Raw genomic sequence first — 18,561 nt, 5'->3', positions numbered from 1 at the left:
CTTTATAAAGAATCATTACTTCGCTTCTTTCCAGTTTTTTCCGGCGTGAATATCTACAACTAAAGGAACACTTAAGGGAAGCACTTGTTCCATAATAGTCTTAATTTGCGGTTGAATTTCTTGCCATTCTGTTTCGGGAATTTCAAAGACTAATTCATCATGAACTTGTAACACTAATTGAGATTGATATTGGCTTAAAAGTTGATGTACTTGTACCATTGCCATTTTAATAATATCAGCACTAGAACCCTGTATGGGGGCGTTAGCAGCGGCTCTTAATAGTTGGGCATCATTTTGACCCATTTTTTTCTTCAATTGGGTTAAATCAATTTCATTAATATCAACTCCTTTTAAGGTTTGTAGACTGTCTCCTTGGAAATCAAAATAACGTCTTCGTCCTAATATTGTTTCGACATATCCTTGAGAAATTGCTTGTTTTTTCACCCTTTCTAAATAGGCAAAAACCTGAGAATACCGTTGGTTAAATCGTTCAATAAATATCTTACCTTCTGCACTACTAACTTTAGCTTCCCGGGCGAACCTTTGCGCCCCCATTCCATAAATTACGCCAAAATTAATCGTTTTTCCTAACCGTCTTTCTTCTGGAGTTACGGTTGCTTTTTCAAACAATAACTTAGCGGTAACAGTATGGACATCTTGATTATTTTGATATGCTTCTAATAAAATCGGTTCTTGACTTAAATGAGCTAAAATTCTCAATTCAATTTGAGAATAGTCGGCTGAAACTAATAACCAGTTTGGTTCGGTAATAAATGCTTTTCTAATTTTACTCGAAAATTCGGTTTTAATCGGAATATTTTGCAAATTAGGATCAGAAGAAGATAACCGTCCCGTGGCGGTAATAGTTTGGTTAAAACTGGTATGAATGCGTTGGTTAGCATCTACTAATGTGGGTAAAGCATCGACATAAGTTGACTTGAGTTTGGCTAAGGTTCGATGTTCTAATATTATATCAATAATGGGATGATCTCCTTGTAATTTTTCTAAAACATTCACATCCGTTGAATATCCTGTTTTAATTTGTCGGGTTTTTTTTGTACTTAATTCTAAGGTTTCAAATAAGAGTTTACTGAGTTGTTTGGGAGAAGCTAAATTAAATTTTTCTCCCGCCACTTCATAAGCTTGAATTTCAGTAATTTCTAACTGTTTATCTAATTGTTCTGCTAAGGTCTGTAAATAGTCAATATCCAGATGCACACCCCCATATTCCATATCAGCTAAAACAGGTTCTAAGGGCTGTTCAACATCTGTTAGGAGTTTCATTAATTGAGGTTTATCTATAAATTGTGCTTTAATTTTATCGACTAATTGAAAGGTAACATAAACCTGCATTCCGCAATATTCAGCGACTTGAGCAATATTAATATCTGCAATAGTTTTTCCTTTTGGTACTAATTCATTATAACTCGGTGCTGTTAATTCTGAACCTAAATATTTGCGAGTTAAATCAATTAAATTATGAGTATCTTCAGGATCTAATACATAGTTTGCTAACATCGGATCAAAGACAACGCCCTTTAATTCTATCCCATGAACTCTAAAAATTAATCGATCATATTTAGCATTTTGAAAGGTTTTTGGATAGCGATCGCTTTCTAAAATGGGACGTAAAAGATCTAACGTTTGAACTTTATCTAAATTCGTTCCTTGGGTATGATTTAAAGGAATATAAGCCACATCTGTTGGTGCTGTTCCCCAACAACAACCTATTCCCACTAATTCCGCTTCTCGATGTTCTAAAGAGGTGGTTTCCGTATCCCAAGCAACGGGATAATTAGTATCAGTATGATTTTGTAAAATAGCAACTAACTGTTTTAGGTCTTCCGACGTTTGAATTAAACGCAATTTAATCTTAGATTCGGGATTATTTGCTATTTTTTGTTGTTGATAAATTTCAGTTTCTTCCTTAGTAAAAAAACTGGTATCTTCCTCTGTATTAACTGAAGTTCCTGATGTTTTTAGTTGAATATTTCCTTTAAATTGCTTTTGAATTTGATTAACTTTATCTAAAAAAGTTTGTAATTGTAAATGTTCTAAAATCCGTTGAATTTTAGCTTGATCAAACCCTTGTAATTTTAAATCTTCTAAACCAACTTCTAAGGGTACATCCTGAATAATTCGCGCTAATATTTGAGAATGATCAGCATCCGGTTTTCCTTCTTCTAATTTCTTGCGCGTTGCTCCTTTAATATCTTCAATATGGGCATAGATATTTTCTAAAGAATGATATTCTCCTAATAATTTAACCGCCGTAGTTTTCCCAATGCCTTTTACCCCAGGAATATTATCGGATTTATCCCCACACAATGCCTTATAATCAATGACTTGATGGGGATAAATCTGTAATTTCTGATAAACCTGTTCGGCTAAAAATTCCGTAGGGTTGCTTCCTTTACCCGGTTCTAAATGTAAAACAGTAATATTTTTTTCCAGATTAATTAACTGAAATAAATCCTGATCTCCCGATAGAATTTTAACCCGATAATTCTCCTGACTTCCCCTATGAGATAACGTCCCTAAAATATCATCAGCTTCATAGCCTGGGGCGGTAATAATGCTAAGATCAAAGGCTTGTAATAATAGTTTTAAATTCTCCACGTCCTCAATAAAATCTTGAGGGGTTTCTGTCCGATCTGCTTTATAATTTTCATCAGCCTCATGGCGAAAAGTGGGCTGTTTTAAGTCAAATGCGATCGCTAAATAATCGGGTTTATGACTCGCCATCACATCCAATAAGGACTTAAAAAATCCAAAACAAACACTGGTGGGAATACCTGTTGACGTGCGTAAACCCCCTTGGCGACTTTTGCCAAAGGCATAATAGGAGCGAAACGCCAACGAATGACCATCAACTAAAAGCAATAGGGGATATTCCAACACTGTTTTAATACCAACTGCAATACAATTCCTATTTTAAACCCTGTATATGTTAATCTGTGCCAATATTGTAATATTTCAGGGTAAAAATTTCTTCACCTTGACTTCCCTCGGTGAATCCTTCGAGTCGTCAAGAATCCATCGGAAGTTATTTTAATTGAAAGTATTGTTGCTATGGGTCAGAAAAAAATAACCATTAACCAATGCTATGCCGATAATTTAGAACGGCGAGAAATGTGTCGTAGACAATTGAATCCTCAAGCGGTTTATCCTTTATAAAAAAATATTTGAATTTCCATTCTTTAGAGTGGGAAATTGATCTTAATTTACATTTTGATCGGGGAATCATCCCAAAAATGGTAATATCAGCAATTAGCTGGTTCAATAGACACCGATGGATATAGCAGAGTTATCAGCCCCCTTAGAAACCTTTGGACGGCAAAGCCAATTTCAGCAGATCACCGAGGCCTTAGCCCGTGATCGAGATTTGTTAATTGCCGGAGTGCCGGGTAGTGGCCGCCGAACCCTGGTTAGAAGGGCAGCGACGGAAGTTGGGGCAAAAATTATTGAAGTGGACTGTATTCGGGCAACCGATGGTCAACGCTTGACGCAACTGTTATGTGAGGGCATATCCCAGGCGGTGAAAAGTCCCCAAGCCATTGAGTGTTTGCAACAGTGGACAAGTACAGAGGCGGCTCAATTTTTTTCCTGGCAGGGAAATATGGCCAAAAGTTTGCGGTTAATTGCCAAACCGGAAGATGTGTGGCAAGCCTATCAATTATTAATTCATTTTCCCCAACAGTTAGCAGAATTTGTTGAGCGACAAGTGGTATTAATTTTGCAAGGGTTTCCCCATATTCGCTCTTGGGATCGACAGGGAAATTGGGAAAAATTATTGCGCCAAGAAATTCAACAGCAAAATTCTGTGAGTTATGTTTTAGTTGCTACTTTAGCTGAAACAAGTAATCAAGAGGAGTTTCACCAAAATTTAGATATTGTGCAGTTAACGCCCTTATCAAATGATGTGGTTGCAGCTTGGGCTCATGGGGTTTTACATCGAGAAAATTTGACTTTTGATCCGCGATCGCAATCTTTAAAATACTTCTTAGAAGCGGTGCAAGGACATATTGGAGATGCTTCGGCTTTAGTGCGTCGCTTGTGTAAAGTTAAAAGCACAAATGGTCTAATTGGAAATCGGGAAATTGAAGAAACCTTACAGGAATTATTAGCAGATTTTTCAACGGTATTTGAGTCTTTGTTAGTATTACTTCCATCTTCTCAAGCCCAATTATTAGAGTCTTTAGCCTTAGATCCCACGGACAAACCCCAAAGTCGAGAATATATTACTAAACATCATTTATCCCGAGGTGGCAGTTTACAAGGGGCGATTATTGGTTTACAACATAAAGGCTTAATTTATGGTTCAGAATTAGGCTATCAATTAGCTTTACCTTTATTTGGTTTATGGATCAAACAACGGTTAAGTTAAATTAAAATTCAGGATCAAATTTAATGGATAGTGATATTTTTATGAGAAAAGTAGGTTTATTTTTATTATTGTTTTTATTAACGGGTTGTGAAATTCTCTCGGAACATTGGCGACAACTTTCGACGACGATGAATATTGTTAACTCTAGTTCATCGGATAAAATTCAACAATGTTCTGAACAACCTTCAGGAAATATAGCTCCGCCTAATATTAAGTTAATCAATTTAACTGCTATTAATACCAAGGAATCTGGCCAAATTCGCCAAGGAAGTTATTTAGCTTATCAATTTCCCGCTAAAGCAGGTCAACAGTTAAATTATCGGACGGAAGATAACTTATGTATTTGGGTTTATGCACCCGATAGACAACTAATTAAAACCAAATATTTACCCCAAACAGGTCAATATACAATTGTTTTAACAGCTTTAAAAGGAGCTACAACTTTTGATCTAAAAATGAGTTTAGGATCTCATGGTGCGACAGGAACACAACCCTTACAACCCCTACCTCCTTTTGCTAATTCTCCCACCACTTCCCCAACTCCTACCCCAACCCCAACTCCAACTCCTTCTATTTCTCCTCAAGCTAATAACGCCACCGAAAGGGTTAAATTTGACCCAGGAGCAACGGGAACAACGGTTACAGGTATGATTAAACCCACAGAAAAACGACAATATAAATTAGAATGTGCCGCCGGACAAAAGATGTCCGTTGATGTAAAGGAAGGAACAGTTGATATTAATATTTTAGATCCTAATGGTAAAAATATTGGTACTATTAAAAATAGCAAAACTTGGCAAGGAGAATTACCCATTAGTGGAGATTATACCATAGAAGTTTCTGGCTCAAAAGAAGCCAACTTTAAACTTAATATTGATGTTCCTGCATTGTAACTCTATTCCTGGGATTATGATGTTAGAATGTGATATTATATAGCAATCCTAAATAGGTTGTAACATTTCAATACTGATATGAAACGGCCAGAAGTATTACCCCAGATCCCTCCCCCCCTAGCCCTGCCGTGCACGGGGGGTTTGGGGGGGCTGTTCCGGTGTTCCCTTTTGATCAGGGATTTTAAACACAACTCAAATAGGATTGCTGATGCCTTGAGTTTCTATTTAGATAATCAAGAGGAAATTAATCATTATATTGAACAAAATCGCATTCCTGAAGAATTATTAAAACCCCAGCGAGCGAGGACGCTCGCACTACAAAGATTTAAGGATTTAAAAATATAGCAATAAGTAGAGATGGTGTTTAAAACTTCTTTGTGTCTTTGTGGTTAAATTATAACTATATTAATTCAACCCAAAGAAATGAAAAACTTTATTGATTTATTCTCCGGCGCAGGCGGAATGTCCTGTGGGTTAGAAATGGCAGGATTTAACTGTTTATTAGGAATAGATTTTGATCGATATTCCTTAGAAACCTTTCAAGCTAATCATCCCCATTCTCAAACAATTTTAGGAGATTTACGCGAAATTACAACCGAATCCATTCAAGATATTATTGGAAATCAAACAATAGATTTAATTTGTGGTGGCCCTCCTTGTCAGGGATTTTCAACTATTGGGACAAATAATCAAAAAGATCATCGAAATTTTCTATTTTTTGAGTTTTTGCGAATGGTAGAAACCTTTAAACCTAACTTTATTATTCTGGAAAACGTTACCGGGTTATTGGCAAAAAAGAATGAAAGTACATTAGCACTAATAATCAATAGTTTTAACCAATTGGGTTATACGGTTGATGTTAAGGTATTATCCGCCCATCATTATGGTGTTCCCCAAGCCAGACGACGCACTATTTTATTAGGAAATCGCTTTGGAGTTGGTAATATTTATCCAGAAAAACGATTTAAAGACTCGGAAAAAGATCCTGATCTTTTACCCTTACCCCGCACGGTGGAATGGGCGTTTAATAACTTATTAGAGTTTGAAGGTCAAAGTTTTAACCATGATTTGAAAACGGCCCAAATTAAAAACGAATTAGAAAGAGAAAGAATCCATTATATCCCAGAAGGTAAAGGAATTCGTTATGAACGAGATCAGTTAGCCTATCTCCCGCCTTCATTATGGTATGATATAAATTGGAAAACAATTCGAGAAGAACGATTTCGAGAAACAAAATTAAAGCGTTTAGATAGTAATTACCATTCAGGGACAATTAACACCAATAAAACCACCTATTATCATCCCACAGAAGATCGTTATTTGACGCCCAGAGAAGCCGCCTCTATCCAATCTTTTCCCCCCCATTATATTTTTTATGGAACATCATCCCAACAATGGCGACAAATTGGCAATGCAGTCCCCCCGTTATTAGCGGCGTCAGTGGGAGAGGCTATTTTAAAGTTAGATAAACTCAAAGATAACTTAGAAAAAACCAATTCTATACCAGATTTTCAAGCTGTACGTTCCCAGGCTTTTAATTATCGGTTTAAGGAAAAAATAACCGAACAATTGCACTAAATCCAGGTAATAACGGTGATGTGATTTCATCCATTTCTAATAGGGTGGCGACCTTAACTAATTGTGCTTGTTCCCGGCGATAAATTTCAACTTGTTTGGTAAAATAATTAACAATCCAATATTCCCGAACTCCGGTAATAGAATAGAGTTTTAATTTAGCTTGTTTATCTCGACGTTCGTTTTGTTTTCCGGGGGATAAAACCTCAATTACTAATTCAGGGGCTCCGGTTAAATGTCCCGCTTCATCTTCAATTTGTTCGAGTCTTTCATGAGTCACCCAAACCACATCAGGAATAACACTATCAGTATCAGAAAAGATTAAACCTGGAGCAAAAATTGTGACGCCTAAATGACTCGACTCTGACCACATATCAAGTAATGCAGAAATCTTAACACAAGCTTGTTGATGACGACGATGGGGAGAGCGAGTCATAAATAGTTCTCCATTAAGAATTTCATAACGTATCCATTCGTTTTCCGGTAGTCCCTCGACATCCTGAATTGTCCAGATTACTTGTTCTAGGGTTTGATTCATCATGACCCCCGTTTTGGGTTTAATCTTTTTAATTATAGCAAAAAATGGGATATTTTCAATACATCATAAATTCAGGACTTCCTAATTTTGCCAATTATCTAAATAGACTAACATGGCGGGATGTTTGGCAGTTTCCCCTAATAATTGTCTAAAGTTTCCTAAAGCATGGGGTCGGATAGCGTGTTGTTCATAGGAACTAAAAAACTGTCGAGTCCCATCTATTGCACCTGTTGAATTTGTCCTGGGGTGACACCAAAACTTAAACGATTAATTAGATGAAAAATTTTAGGTTCGGTCATAAATCAGTTATCAGTCATCAGTTAACAGTTATCAGTGTAAGAGTTAATACTTGATTTCTTCCCCATTACCCATTACCCACTCCCTATTCTCCCTCAATTACAAATTCTAACAATTGCCCCTGAGAACTGCCAAATTTTAACTGCATTCCCGATATTAACGGAATTTCTTGATGGTGGATGCGTTGCCATTCTTGAGTATGAAAAACCAAAGTTCCATAGCGAGAAAAATCCCTTAAAAAATAATTAGGTTGGGTTTTGCCATCGGAACTATGACGACAAAAAATTTCGGCGTGTTTAGAAGAAACCCACTGTTCAGAAATAATCACATCATTCCCTTTTCCGCGACCCACCCGCATTAATCCGGTATCAATCGGCAAAACCTGGGCCGGGGTATTACTCCCAGGGTTATAGAGTCGTAACCACGCCCTAAGAACATCCCCAAACCCCGTCACCGAACTACTGGGCATTTCCGTCCTAATCCGTTCTAAGGGCTGGACTAACACCCCGTCAAATTCCGGGTGCATATATAATATCGGTAACGTCCAAGCGGGTTGATTAAACTTATATAGGGCTAATAACTGCTGACGGGCGATGGCCACCGCCTGATCCACGGGAAGACGTTCCCCTAAAGCTCTAGCAAAGGCCTGAATAAAGGTTAACGCCTCGCCGTCGGTAATGGAGTCCCGCATACCCAACACCGCCGGAACTCCATGATGGATCAATACCTTAGCTAAACTACTGCTAGGAATCGCTTGAAATAGAGAATTAGATGGGGTTGACACCGTTTCTACCGCCGAGTGAGCGCTCCAACAGGCGTTAAACACCGCTAGAATAATCCCACATCGGACTAAGACCTGGGCCAATTCTGTCCCATTAATGGTGGTATCCCGACACAGAAATAATAACCCACCATCGGGGGCCGGAACTCCATGTCCAGCATAAAATAAAACGTTATAACGGTCGGTTTCTAATTCTGCAATCAGTTCTTCAACAGTAGGTTCAATCAGGGTTTTAACGCCACAGTAAACCCCGCTCTCGACTCGATTTCCCTGGGTATCTATGCCACATTGTTCAAAGGCTTTACCCAGGGCGATCGCTTCTTTTTCTAAGGCCAATTTCGATAATTCCGAATTATGGGATAACCCAGGGGTTTGACTTTCCCCCAAAACCAACAAAATATTCAACCCTTGAGCCACCAAACGCTGAGGCAGGGGGTTAACATCAAAGGTGGTACGACTAAACCACAGATTTTGACTAAGGGAAATCGCCGGTTGACCGCCTTGGGGTTGCATCGTTTCCCAAGGAATAGGGATTAAATCAGGATCTCTCAGGTCTAAGCGAATGCGTAGGGGTTGATCCTGGCCAATGGCAATCCCTTGACTACGGTGTAAACTAGCTTGAATTGACCCCTGAAATAACCATTGCCAGAGATTAATCCCAAATTGCTGCATTAAACGGGTAGTATAACTAAGTTGTCGTCCCGAATTGGCAGCAGCAGTTAAGGACAAATTGCCAGGAGGAGGAGAACACAAACCATTAGGAATACTATGGGGCGAAAATAGTTCTAACCACGCTTGCCAAGTTTGGGAAAGGGGTTCGGGCCAGCTACTATCATGGTGAACATATCCATTCCAATCGGGAGATTGTACCACCCAAGTTGCAAAATGATGGGCAACGGAGGTATTCATCCGAGCGATCGCAATACTTAAGCAAGGAGTTTCTGAGGGGGACATTCAACTGAACACACAGTTTTATTGGGATTTTCTGCTAGTTTATCGCGTTTTTAGCACCAGCGATCAGTTCTTGATCACAATTAATGATAATCTGGGTTAAACATTGCCTAGAAAACAACATTTGAATACAGCAACTAATAATCGAGAAAACTTGCAAGGAGTTAAAAGCGTGCATCTTGATATTTTATCTGGTCAAAGCTACCCCTTGGGAGCCACAGTTTATGCTAATGGGGTGAATTTTTGTATTTTTTCTAAAAATTGTACCGCTATAGAATTACTTTTATTTGATACCCCCGATGCCCATGAACCGACCAGGGTGATTCGTTTTGATCCTAAACATAATAAAACCTTTTATTATTGGCATATTTTTGTGCCTGGGATTCAAACCGGACAAATTTATGGCTATCGCGTTTATGGCTTATATGAACCGGAATTAGGCTATCGTTTTGACCCTCAGAAAGTATTATTAGATCCCTATGCAAAAGCCATTGTTAATACTGAAAATTATAGTCGGGCTGCCGCTTCTATTCCAGGGGATAATTGTAGCCAAGCATTAAAAGGAGTGGTGATTGATAAGCGAGGTTATGACTGGGAAGGAGATAAACCTTTAGAATTACCCTACGCCCAAACAATTATTTATGAACTGCACGTTGGCGGTTTTACGCGCAATCCTAATTCGGGAGTTGCTGCTGAAAAACGGGGAACCTACGCGGGATTAATTGAGAAAATTCCCTATTTGAAAGATTTAGGAATTACGGCTGTTGAATTACTCCCGATTCATCAATTTGATGAACAGGATGCAGTTCCCCCTCGCAGTAATTATTGGGGATATAGTACCATCTCATTTTTTGCTCCCCATCGGGAATATAGTTCTAATCGAGATGATTCTGGCCCGATTAATGAGTTTCGAGATATGGTCAAGGCTTTTCATAAAGCTGGAATTGAAGTGATTTTAGATGTGGTTTATAACCATACCGCCGAAGGGAATGAAGAAGGCCCGACCTTATCTTTTCGGGGACTTGATAACAGTATGTATTATATTTTAGAAAAAGATAATCCGGCGTATTATAGTAATTATAGTGGCTGCGGAAATACCATTAAAGCCAATCATGAAATCTCAGGACAGTTAATTATTGATAGTCTGAGATATTGGGTTTCAGAAATGCACGTCGATGGATTTCGCTTTGATTTGGCTTCAATTTTATCCAGGGATAAAGAAGGAAATCCGATTGAAGATGCCCCGATTTTATGGATTATTAAATCTGACCCCGTATTAGCCGGGGCAAAATTAATTGTTGAAGCTTGGGATGCTGGCGGATTATATCAAGTGGGTTCTTTAGCGGGCGATCGTTTTGCGGAATGGAACGGACAATTTAGGGATGATGTCCGTCGTTTTGTCAAGGGAGATGAAGGACAAATTGAAAAATTAGCCTATCGAATTATGGGGAGTCCTGATATTTATCCCCATCCCGATCGAGAAGTGCATTGTAGTATTAATTTTGTTACCTGTCATGATGGTTTTACCCTGCATGATTTAGTTTGTTATAATGAAAAACATAACGATGCTAATGGAGAGGAAAACCGAGACGGTTCTGAATATAATTTTAGTTGGAATTGTGGCATTGAAGGGCCGACGGATGACCTCTATATTCAAGCCTTACGCCTGCAACAAATTAAAAATCTGTGGGTGATTTTATTATTGTCTCAAGGGACTCCGATGATGTTAATGGGGGATGAGGTTTGTCGGACACAATTTGGAAATAATAACGCCTACTGTCAGGATAATCCGTTAGGGTGGTTTGACTGGAGTGATGTCGGGAAACATCCTGATGTCTTGCGGTTTGTGAAAAGTTTAATCCGCTTTAAAAAAGAACTCCATCTCTTTCAATTAGATGATATTTTAGAAATGAATATAGAGGGTGATTTGCCCTATGTGATTTGGCATGGAGTCAAAATAGGAAAACCTGACTTAGATGGCAGTTCTCGCACTATTTCTTTTAGTTTATATCATCCCCAAAAAGGCGAACATCTCCACATTATGTTAAATTCCTATTGGGAACCCTTAAACTTTCAATTACCTCCCCTCTCTAAAGGAGAACGTTGGCATCGTTTAGTAGATACGGCCTTAGCGGTTCCTAATGATATTAGTCGCTTGAATGTTGCCCGACCAATTATAGGAAAATATTATCATCTCAGCCCCCGTTCTGCTGTGGTTTTAGTTGCTATGGTAGGGAACATGGAACAGGGGATGTAACCTGAGATCTAGGAGTAATTCATGAATTACTTAATTTTTTAGTAGCTTTATTAGAATTCTATGACGATCATTAGAGAATTGCCCAAAATTTTCTCACTTGTTGAACAGACAAATGATGAGTTAGTCTTTTGTTGCGATGCGGCGTATTGAAGCCCAACAACGAACTTTTTATATCAAGATTATAAGTTGTAATTTTCATGGGTTTTGATTAAAGCGATCGCCTCCAATTAAAAAACCGTTCTAAAAGCGTTTGTTGCCAAGTATTAGCTGCATATTTTTGTTTTTGTAACAATAAAGCTGCTTTACTATTAACTTCAGATAAAGTCGGATAAATATGAATCCCAGTTAAAGCAGAAACCTTCAAACCATGAGACATCGCTAAAACAATTTCATGAATTAACTCTCCGGCGGATGCACCCACAAGATGAGCCCCTAAAATTTCACCATTACTCCGAGTAATAATTTTAGCAAATCCTAGGGTTTTTGCTTCAGCAATGGCGCGATCAACTCCCGCAAAATGTTGTTTTAAAAAACAAATATCCTCCCCATACTTTTCCTTTGCTTGTGCTTCTGTTAACCCAACTCTGGCTAATTCAGGATCGGTAAAAGTCGCCCAAGGTATGACCCGATAGTTAACTTTACTAATCGGAAAAAATAGGGCATTGGTTAACACCACAACGGCTTCATAACCCGCAACATGAGTAAATTGATACCCCCCAATCACATCACCGCAAGCGTAAATATACGGGTTAGTTGTTTGGAGTTTATGATTAACTTTAATTCCCGATTGATTAATAGTAACACCTGCTGCTTCCAAATTCAAGGATTCAATATTGGGAACTCGTCCCACGGAAACTAAAATTTCATCGGCTAAAATAATATTATTCCCCGCAATAATTTTCTTTTTGCCATTTTCTATTTCAACTCTTTCCGCTTTGGTATTGTTTAAAATCACAATATTTTCCGATAATAATTGATCTTGAACCACCTTTGCAGCTTCCGGATCTTCTTTCGGTAAAATCTGATTTCGACTCGATAAAATTGTCACCTTTGACCCTAACCGCGAAAAGGCTTGTCCCAGTTCACAACCTATTGGCCCCCCTCCAAAAATTGCTAAGGATTCAGGACAATTTTGTATAGAAAATATCTGTTCATTAGTAAGAAAACCCGCTTGATTTAACCCTGGAATATTAGGAATAGCCGCCCGGGAACCCGTGGAAATTACAAAAGCTCTAGCGGTTAGTTTACGCCCGTTAATACTAAAGGTTTTGTTATCTAAAAATTGACCATCTCCAAAAATAACCTCAACTCCTAAAGATTCAAACCGTTCGGGAGAATCATGGGGTTGAATAGTAGAAATAACCTGTTGAACATGACTTGCGACTTTGGCAAAATTAATGTTATAATTATCAGTATAAATCCCAAATTTAGCCGCGTTTTTAACTTCATAAGCCACCCTGGAAGCATGAATTAAAGACTTACTGGGAACACAACCAAACCATAAACAATCCCCCCCTAAGCGATCGCGTTCTATTAAGGCAACTTTTGCCTTTAATTGGGCAGCGGCACTAGCAACAACTAACCCCCCAGAACCACCTCCAATCACCACCAAATCATATTCAACGGCCATGATTTTACCTTTAAATTGTAGAAGCCGGATTTCTTCAGCTATCCTTCTATTATGCAGCAAAGGTTAAGGCAGAAACCCAATTTCTAGGAATACTAAACAGTTAATACCTGTTCTGCGGTTAAGGATAATTCCGAAAAAGTGGGTGATATAATCCGATCATTCCCTCTAAATTCGTTATGATCGCAACAATTAACCCTATCCTAACGGCGGTTACAATCGTTAATTGTAGCTTGTGTTAGTACAGCGATCGCATCATCTAGGATATCTTGAATCATTGGATTATTAATCAACAGCCTTGAATTAAAATTCAGGCTCAAAGCTAAAACCTATTAAAATAGGTTGAAAGCTGAGTGAATTTAAAACTTTAGTTAGTTAAAATTGACTAAAGTTTTTAGTATTTAGGAGTAAGGATAGATGCCAGCTAATTTTATTTGAAGAAACGATTTTCACACTCTCTAACAAAGAAATATTCTTAATAACAACAAAAATTTTGTAAACTTAAATGTTATTAATCACCAAAATCCTATAACTGGTTTCTAGTAAATATATTTTTCCCCTTGCCTTTAGTTCCCAATTAATGTTATAGGATGACAGGAGGTTTTAATCTGGTTAAGAATCTAATGCAAATGGACAAAAAACTTGCTGTTTCTCTTTTGAGTCTTCTTTTCACCGTTAGTTTTCCCCTCTCGGTTTGGGCGGAAACCGTGTTAGAAAAAGTCAGCCAGACAGGGGTATTGACGGCCGGGGTGAGGACGGATGCGGTTCCCTTTGGTTATACAGACAAAAATGACACCTTACAAGGGTATTCCGTTGATTTAATTAAACTTATTCAACAGCGCCTAGAAAAACAACTGAATAAACCGATTAAATTAGAATTAAAAACCGTTAACTTGAAAAATAGATTTGAGCAGGTAGAAACAGGTAAATTAGATATTGTCTGTGAAGCAACCAGTATTACTCCAGAACGAGAACAAAAGGTAGATTTTTCTACTCCCTATTTTACCAGTGGTATTCAACTTTTAGCAAGAGAAGCGGATGCAGAACGTTTAAACCCGACTCTTACTTCCGAAACCGAATTAAAAACAGTCAGGGAAAGTAATATTACAGTGGGATTCCTATTGGGAACAACGACAGATGATCAATTCCGTCCCATTTATCCTGAAGCGAAATGGCAAGTTATTGGAAGTCGTGCGGATGGAATTCGTCGCTTAAAAGCGGAAGAAATTGATTTGGTCGCTAGTGATGGGATTCTATTATTAGGCGAATTGTGGCGACAAGGACTAGACTTTAAAGCCTTTGCTTTAGTCCCCTCACAACCCCTAACCTTTGAAAATTATGGTTGTATTTTACCTAAAAATAGTTCTCAATGGGGAACTTTAGTTAATCAAACTATTACCAGCGAAGAAAATACCCAACTCTGGAATAAATGGTTTGATCCCAAAACCGGGCGTTTTCCTTATCAACGGTTTCAAACTAGCACAAAATCTTAAAAAAATAGAACCACAGGCTGTTAATTCCTGTGGTTTTAGTTCTGGGTTTAAGAGTAATTTATGATATTTAATCAACAACATGAATTAGCCCCCGTCTTAAGCGTTCAAAAACTTGATCAATATAGGAATGTTCCTCTACACTTAATGAGTCTTTGGAAAGTAGCAATGACATCAATAATCTTTGGTCATTGCGGGTGATTTTTCGAGAGCAAAAAATTTGATTGACTAATCTTTCAACACTAACAGAGGGTTCAGTTATTAACATGGGAAGCACCTAAAACAAAAACGGGTTCTGTCTTCTAATATTATTGATTGAAAGGATAATTTTACCAGTGACAGAACCCCTGAAATGAATGTGATTAAAGTCACTTTTTAATCGTGATTTTGATCAACTTAATATAAATAGAGATAAAATCGAAAGTCTGCTTGATAACGGTAGCAATTACCCCAATAATATTCTATCATAGCGATAACAATCTTCTGATTAGTCTATCATGAAACAAAAAATTATCGCTGGTGTTGCTCTGTTAGCAGTATTCAGTCCCCTAACCCCAGCCCAAGCCGAAAATTTACAGCAGACTCAACAACTTCTTTCAACTAAACAATGTCAAAATTGCGACCTCAGTGGTGCGGGTTTGGTACTGGCGAATTTAGTCGGTGCTAACCTCAATGGTGCTAATCTGGTGGGAGCGAACCTTAGTCGAGCTAACCTGACGGGAGCAGACCTGCGGGGGGCAAACCTAGCTGGGGCAAGTTTATTCGGGGCTAACTTAACCGGGGCGAACCTGGCGGGGGCTAACCTCAACGGCACAGATTTAAGAAGTTCCTATCTCACTAATGCGATTTTAGATGCCAAAAGTATTAATAATGCTCAGTTAGTTGGTGTTATCGGACTTCCGGCGAGTGTGGGCGATGCGGAGGACTTTTACCGTCTGGGAGTGAGTGAAGCGAAAGCGGGACATTATGTTAATGCTATTGATTTTTATAATCAAGCATTGAGATTAGATGACAAGTTAGCCGCTGCCTATTTTGCTCGCAGTATGGCGCTGGCTGATTTAGGGAATTTAACGGGGGCGATGGCTGATGCAAAACAAGCCGAACAACTGTATAAAACTTTAAATTCCCCAGAGGGCGAAAAAGTTTCCCTCCAGTTAGTTGAAGCCTTGGAATATAAATTAAATCCTGAAGAAAATAAACCTCGGGGCGGATTTGTCGGAATGTTAGAATCGGCGGCCCCGATATTATTAAAGTTGCTGTTTTAATCCAGAAAATCCTAGGAGCAAAACTCGTTTAAAAATAGGAGTTGATTTGAGCTAAAATAATTTAATGCCAACTATTATATAGCAATCCTATTTGAGTTGTGTTTAAAATCCCTGATCAAAAGGGAATAGAGAACAGCCCCCCCAAACCCCCCGTGCACGTGGGGCTAGGGGGGGGGAGGGATCTGGGGTAATACTTCTGGCCGTTTCATATCAGCATTAAAATGTTACAACCTATTTAGGATTGCTATATCATGGCTTTAGGGGAGTTCAGAGGGGAATAAATCAATGGGCGATCGCAAAAGTAAATCCTTATGGAATTCGATTAGTCAAAAAGCAGCCAAAGCTAGTCAATCTTTAACGGAAAAAGCCACCGAAGCCGCTAAAAATTCCGTATCCCATGCGGGAGAAGCCATTACCCATAAAGCCACCGAAGCCGGAAAAACGATTCGGGATACAGCAACCCATTCCGTAGAATCTACTTGGAAAAAAGGTCAAGATTGGATAGATTATTTGGGTTCAGAATTAGAAGAACCTTTATCCAATCCCCACGGAACTGATTGCAGTTTAGATGAACTGTATCATATTTTTATAGCCTATCAAACGGCTGATCAAGGGGGAAGTCAAACCGTTACCTTAAAAAACGGTAAAACCTATACCGTGAGAATTCCGCCCCACCGCACAGAAGGAGCAAATTTACGACTAAAAGGCTGTGGAATTAGGGGAAATGATGCCTTTTTAGTCCTGCATAGTTTTTATAACTCAGAATTGAATATAGATCGACAAATCAATCGTTTAATTAATCAATTCTCTCTCTATGAACAAACTAAGACTAGATGTTTAGAAGCCTATAATCGTCTCAATAATGGACAAGCAACCCAAGATTTTACTGCCTTAGATTTATTAGATTATTTGGTGCTAACCTCTAAATTGTATTCTGATATCGGTCAACGTTATATTATCGCCAGCCATCATTCCCGTTGTTTGACCTTAGAACATTGCTTAGAAAAAGCCTTAGAAACATCGGATTTAGAGTTAGAAGCAAAAAATCAGTTAAAAGGAACCTATCAATATATCCGTTCAGGGGAAGCGGTTCCCGATTTAGATGCGTTAACAAAAATTGATACGATTATTCTCAATTCCTCCTTAAAATCCAACTTAAAAAAATACTATTTGCGCGGAAGTATTACCGCCAGAGTTTTAACCTTAGATATTCTGATTATTAATACTATTTATAATCAATCCCAATTATCCGAATCCGATAAAAAGCGCTATGCAAAAACCTATATTCAACTACGAGAAGGGAAAAATATTCTCGATGCTTTAACCTTAATTAGTTTAGATGAATGGATGATCAATGCAGAGATTCCAGCCCAGGGAAAAGTGATTTATCAACTCATCCGTCAACCGAATTTAGCTTTAAACAATGAGTTTGATGATGATGAATATTTAGAAGCATTTAAAACTATTCAAACAACGATGCAATCTATCTTAGAAAAGCATCAAGATTATCCCAGAATTGATATTCAACGGATTGATATTGCGGAGGTCAAAATAGATCGATTAGCGGAAAAATCCTATAATTCTGTTTCTCGGGGCGGCTTGGGTTTATTATCGGGAAATGTAATTATTAAAGGGGCGATTCCTTTAATAGAAATGACCGCTAGGGTGGCGATCGCAGAAGTAGCACAAAAGTCAATTTCTGATAAAATTAAATTAGGGATTCCGACGGTTTCAGAAACCAGAAATCCCTCCACGGCGATCGGCAATAATTGGATGGCGGTGGGTTCCTTTGGAGAGGGTGAAAAACCAATGGATCATCTATTCGGTGCGGCATTTTATCGGACAATTATGGGTGAAATAGACGGGGTAAGCGGCTTTGCTGAACCCGCTAGTAATAAACCGATTCATCAGGGGTTAGGACTGCTGAAACTCTTGAAAGGACAACCGGATAAACAACGAATTATTAAGGATTTGGAAACTAGAATGTATCGTTAAACCTTTAACGGTAAAATAGAATTGTTTAAAGATTAAATTGGATAATTTCCCATGACTTCAGAAGCTAATATATCAACGGAATCAACAACGGGTGCGGATGCAATTGATGTGGCGATCGCGAAAGGAATTGACTTTGATGGTACACCCATTCCTCCGGTTAAGTTAGATCTTTACCATAAAGTTATGGGTTTAGAAGCCGGACGTCAACGCAGTGGTGTTAGTAATACCATGCGGTCTCGAATTGTTCGGATTGGTGCTAAACATATTCCTGAAACTGAACTGAATCAATTATTAATTGATGCGGGATTTCAAGGCTTAAAAGAGAAGGAAATCCTGTTCTATTATGGCGGTAAATCCTAAACAATTGAGTCATCTTTAGACTTCTTTACCGGGTTGGGTTTATTAATCTCCGACCCCTTATATAGCAATCTTAAATGATTTGCGATCAGAATATAGAACCCCACCCTAGCCCTCCCCTTACTAAGGGGAGGGTTGGGAGGGGTCG

Annotated in this window: 14 protein-coding genes; 8 read left to right on the top strand and 6 right to left on the bottom strand. The window is 38.4% G+C overall.

The window, feature by feature from the left end; translation table 11 throughout:
- Positions 1-15 precede the first annotated feature (15 nt).
- Positions 16-2,901 (bottom strand): DNA polymerase I, encoded by a 2,886-nt coding sequence (gene polA, locus NMG88_RS02690; protein ID WP_254035095.1) that lies wholly within the window; start codon positions 2,899-2,901, stop codon positions 16-18.
- Between the two features lie 391 nt (positions 2,902-3,292).
- Between polA and NMG88_RS02685 the strand changes: the two genes are divergently transcribed.
- From NMG88_RS02685 to NMG88_RS02675, 3 genes are all read left to right on the top strand, one after another.
- On the top strand, positions 3,293-4,387 hold the full coding sequence (locus NMG88_RS02685; protein WP_042151612.1) for an ATP-binding protein: 1,095 nt from the start codon (positions 3,293-3,295) through the stop codon (positions 4,385-4,387).
- Positions 4,388-4,410: 23 nt separating this feature from the next.
- A complete protein-coding gene (locus NMG88_RS02680; RefSeq protein ID WP_254035094.1) occupies positions 4,411-5,280 on the top strand; it encodes a hypothetical protein in 870 nt (289 codons plus the stop codon).
- A 423-nt stretch (positions 5,281-5,703) separates the two neighbouring features.
- On the top strand, positions 5,704-6,858 hold the full coding sequence (locus NMG88_RS02675) for a DNA cytosine methyltransferase (protein ID WP_254035093.1): 1,155 nt from the start codon (positions 5,704-5,706) through the stop codon (positions 6,856-6,858).
- On the opposite strand, the gene NMG88_RS02670 is transcribed toward NMG88_RS02675, so the two are convergent.
- The 3 genes from NMG88_RS02670 to NMG88_RS02660 all read right to left on the bottom strand — a co-directional run bounded on the left by NMG88_RS02670 (position 6,827) and on the right by NMG88_RS02660 (position 9,425).
- Complete coding sequence (locus tag NMG88_RS02670; RefSeq protein ID WP_254034029.1) at positions 6,827-7,393, bottom strand: Uma2 family endonuclease; 567 nt, start codon at positions 7,391-7,393, stop codon at positions 6,827-6,829. The two genes, NMG88_RS02675 and NMG88_RS02670, sit on opposite strands and share 32 nt — an antisense overlap.
- Before the next feature lie 81 nt (positions 7,394-7,474).
- The gene (locus NMG88_RS02665; RefSeq protein ID WP_395649043.1) at positions 7,475-7,615 is read right to left on the bottom strand and encodes a DUF1800 family protein; all 141 of its coding nucleotides are present in this window, start codon (positions 7,613-7,615) and stop codon (positions 7,475-7,477) included.
- Positions 7,616-7,775: 160 nt separating this feature from the next.
- The gene (locus NMG88_RS02660; protein ID WP_254035092.1) at positions 7,776-9,425 is read right to left on the bottom strand and encodes a CHAT domain-containing protein; all 1,650 of its coding nucleotides are present in this window, start codon (positions 9,423-9,425) and stop codon (positions 7,776-7,778) included.
- Positions 9,426-9,594: 169 nt separating this feature from the next.
- Here NMG88_RS02660 and glgX point away from each other — a divergent pair, with 169 nt between their 5' ends.
- The gene (gene glgX, locus NMG88_RS02655; RefSeq protein WP_346732955.1) at positions 9,595-11,679 is read left to right on the top strand and encodes a glycogen debranching protein GlgX; all 2,085 of its coding nucleotides are present in this window, start codon (positions 9,595-9,597) and stop codon (positions 11,677-11,679) included.
- 208 nt (positions 11,680-11,887) lie between these two features.
- On the opposite strand, the gene NMG88_RS02650 is transcribed toward glgX, so the two are convergent.
- Entirely contained in the window at positions 11,888-13,309 is a 1,422-nt protein-coding gene (locus NMG88_RS02650; RefSeq protein WP_227350021.1) for a dihydrolipoyl dehydrogenase family protein, read from the bottom strand.
- 626 nt (positions 13,310-13,935) lie between these two features.
- Between NMG88_RS02650 and NMG88_RS02645 the strand changes: the two genes are divergently transcribed.
- Positions 13,936-14,799, top strand: coding sequence for an amino acid ABC transporter substrate-binding protein (locus NMG88_RS02645; protein WP_042157002.1), 864 nt, complete (start codon positions 13,936-13,938; stop codon positions 14,797-14,799).
- A gap of 67 nt (positions 14,800-14,866) precedes the next feature.
- On the opposite strand, the gene NMG88_RS02640 is transcribed toward NMG88_RS02645, so the two are convergent.
- Positions 14,867-15,064 (bottom strand): hypothetical protein, encoded by a 198-nt coding sequence (locus tag NMG88_RS02640; RefSeq protein WP_026786935.1) that lies wholly within the window; start codon positions 15,062-15,064, stop codon positions 14,867-14,869.
- Positions 15,065-15,293: 229 nt separating this feature from the next.
- Between NMG88_RS02640 and NMG88_RS02635 the strand changes: the two genes are divergently transcribed.
- The 3 genes from NMG88_RS02635 to NMG88_RS02625 all read left to right on the top strand — a co-directional run bounded on the left by NMG88_RS02635 (position 15,294) and on the right by NMG88_RS02625 (position 18,416).
- Positions 15,294-16,061 (top strand): pentapeptide repeat-containing protein, encoded by a 768-nt coding sequence (locus NMG88_RS02635; RefSeq protein ID WP_235765577.1) that lies wholly within the window; start codon positions 15,294-15,296, stop codon positions 16,059-16,061.
- 285 nt (positions 16,062-16,346) lie between these two features.
- Positions 16,347-18,056 (top strand): hypothetical protein, encoded by a 1,710-nt coding sequence (locus NMG88_RS02630; protein ID WP_254035090.1) that lies wholly within the window; start codon positions 16,347-16,349, stop codon positions 18,054-18,056.
- A gap of 51 nt (positions 18,057-18,107) precedes the next feature.
- Entirely contained in the window at positions 18,108-18,416 is a 309-nt protein-coding gene (locus tag NMG88_RS02625) for a small RNA NsiR4-regulated ssr1528 family protein (protein ID WP_026786938.1), read from the top strand.
- Positions 18,417-18,561 lie beyond the last annotated feature (145 nt).

The organism is Planktothrix agardhii, assembly GCF_904830935.1.
Taxonomy (GTDB): Bacteria; Cyanobacteriota; Cyanobacteriia; order Cyanobacteriales; family Microcoleaceae; genus Planktothrix; species Planktothrix agardhii.
This window is presented reverse-complemented; position numbering and strand designations above follow the sequence as displayed.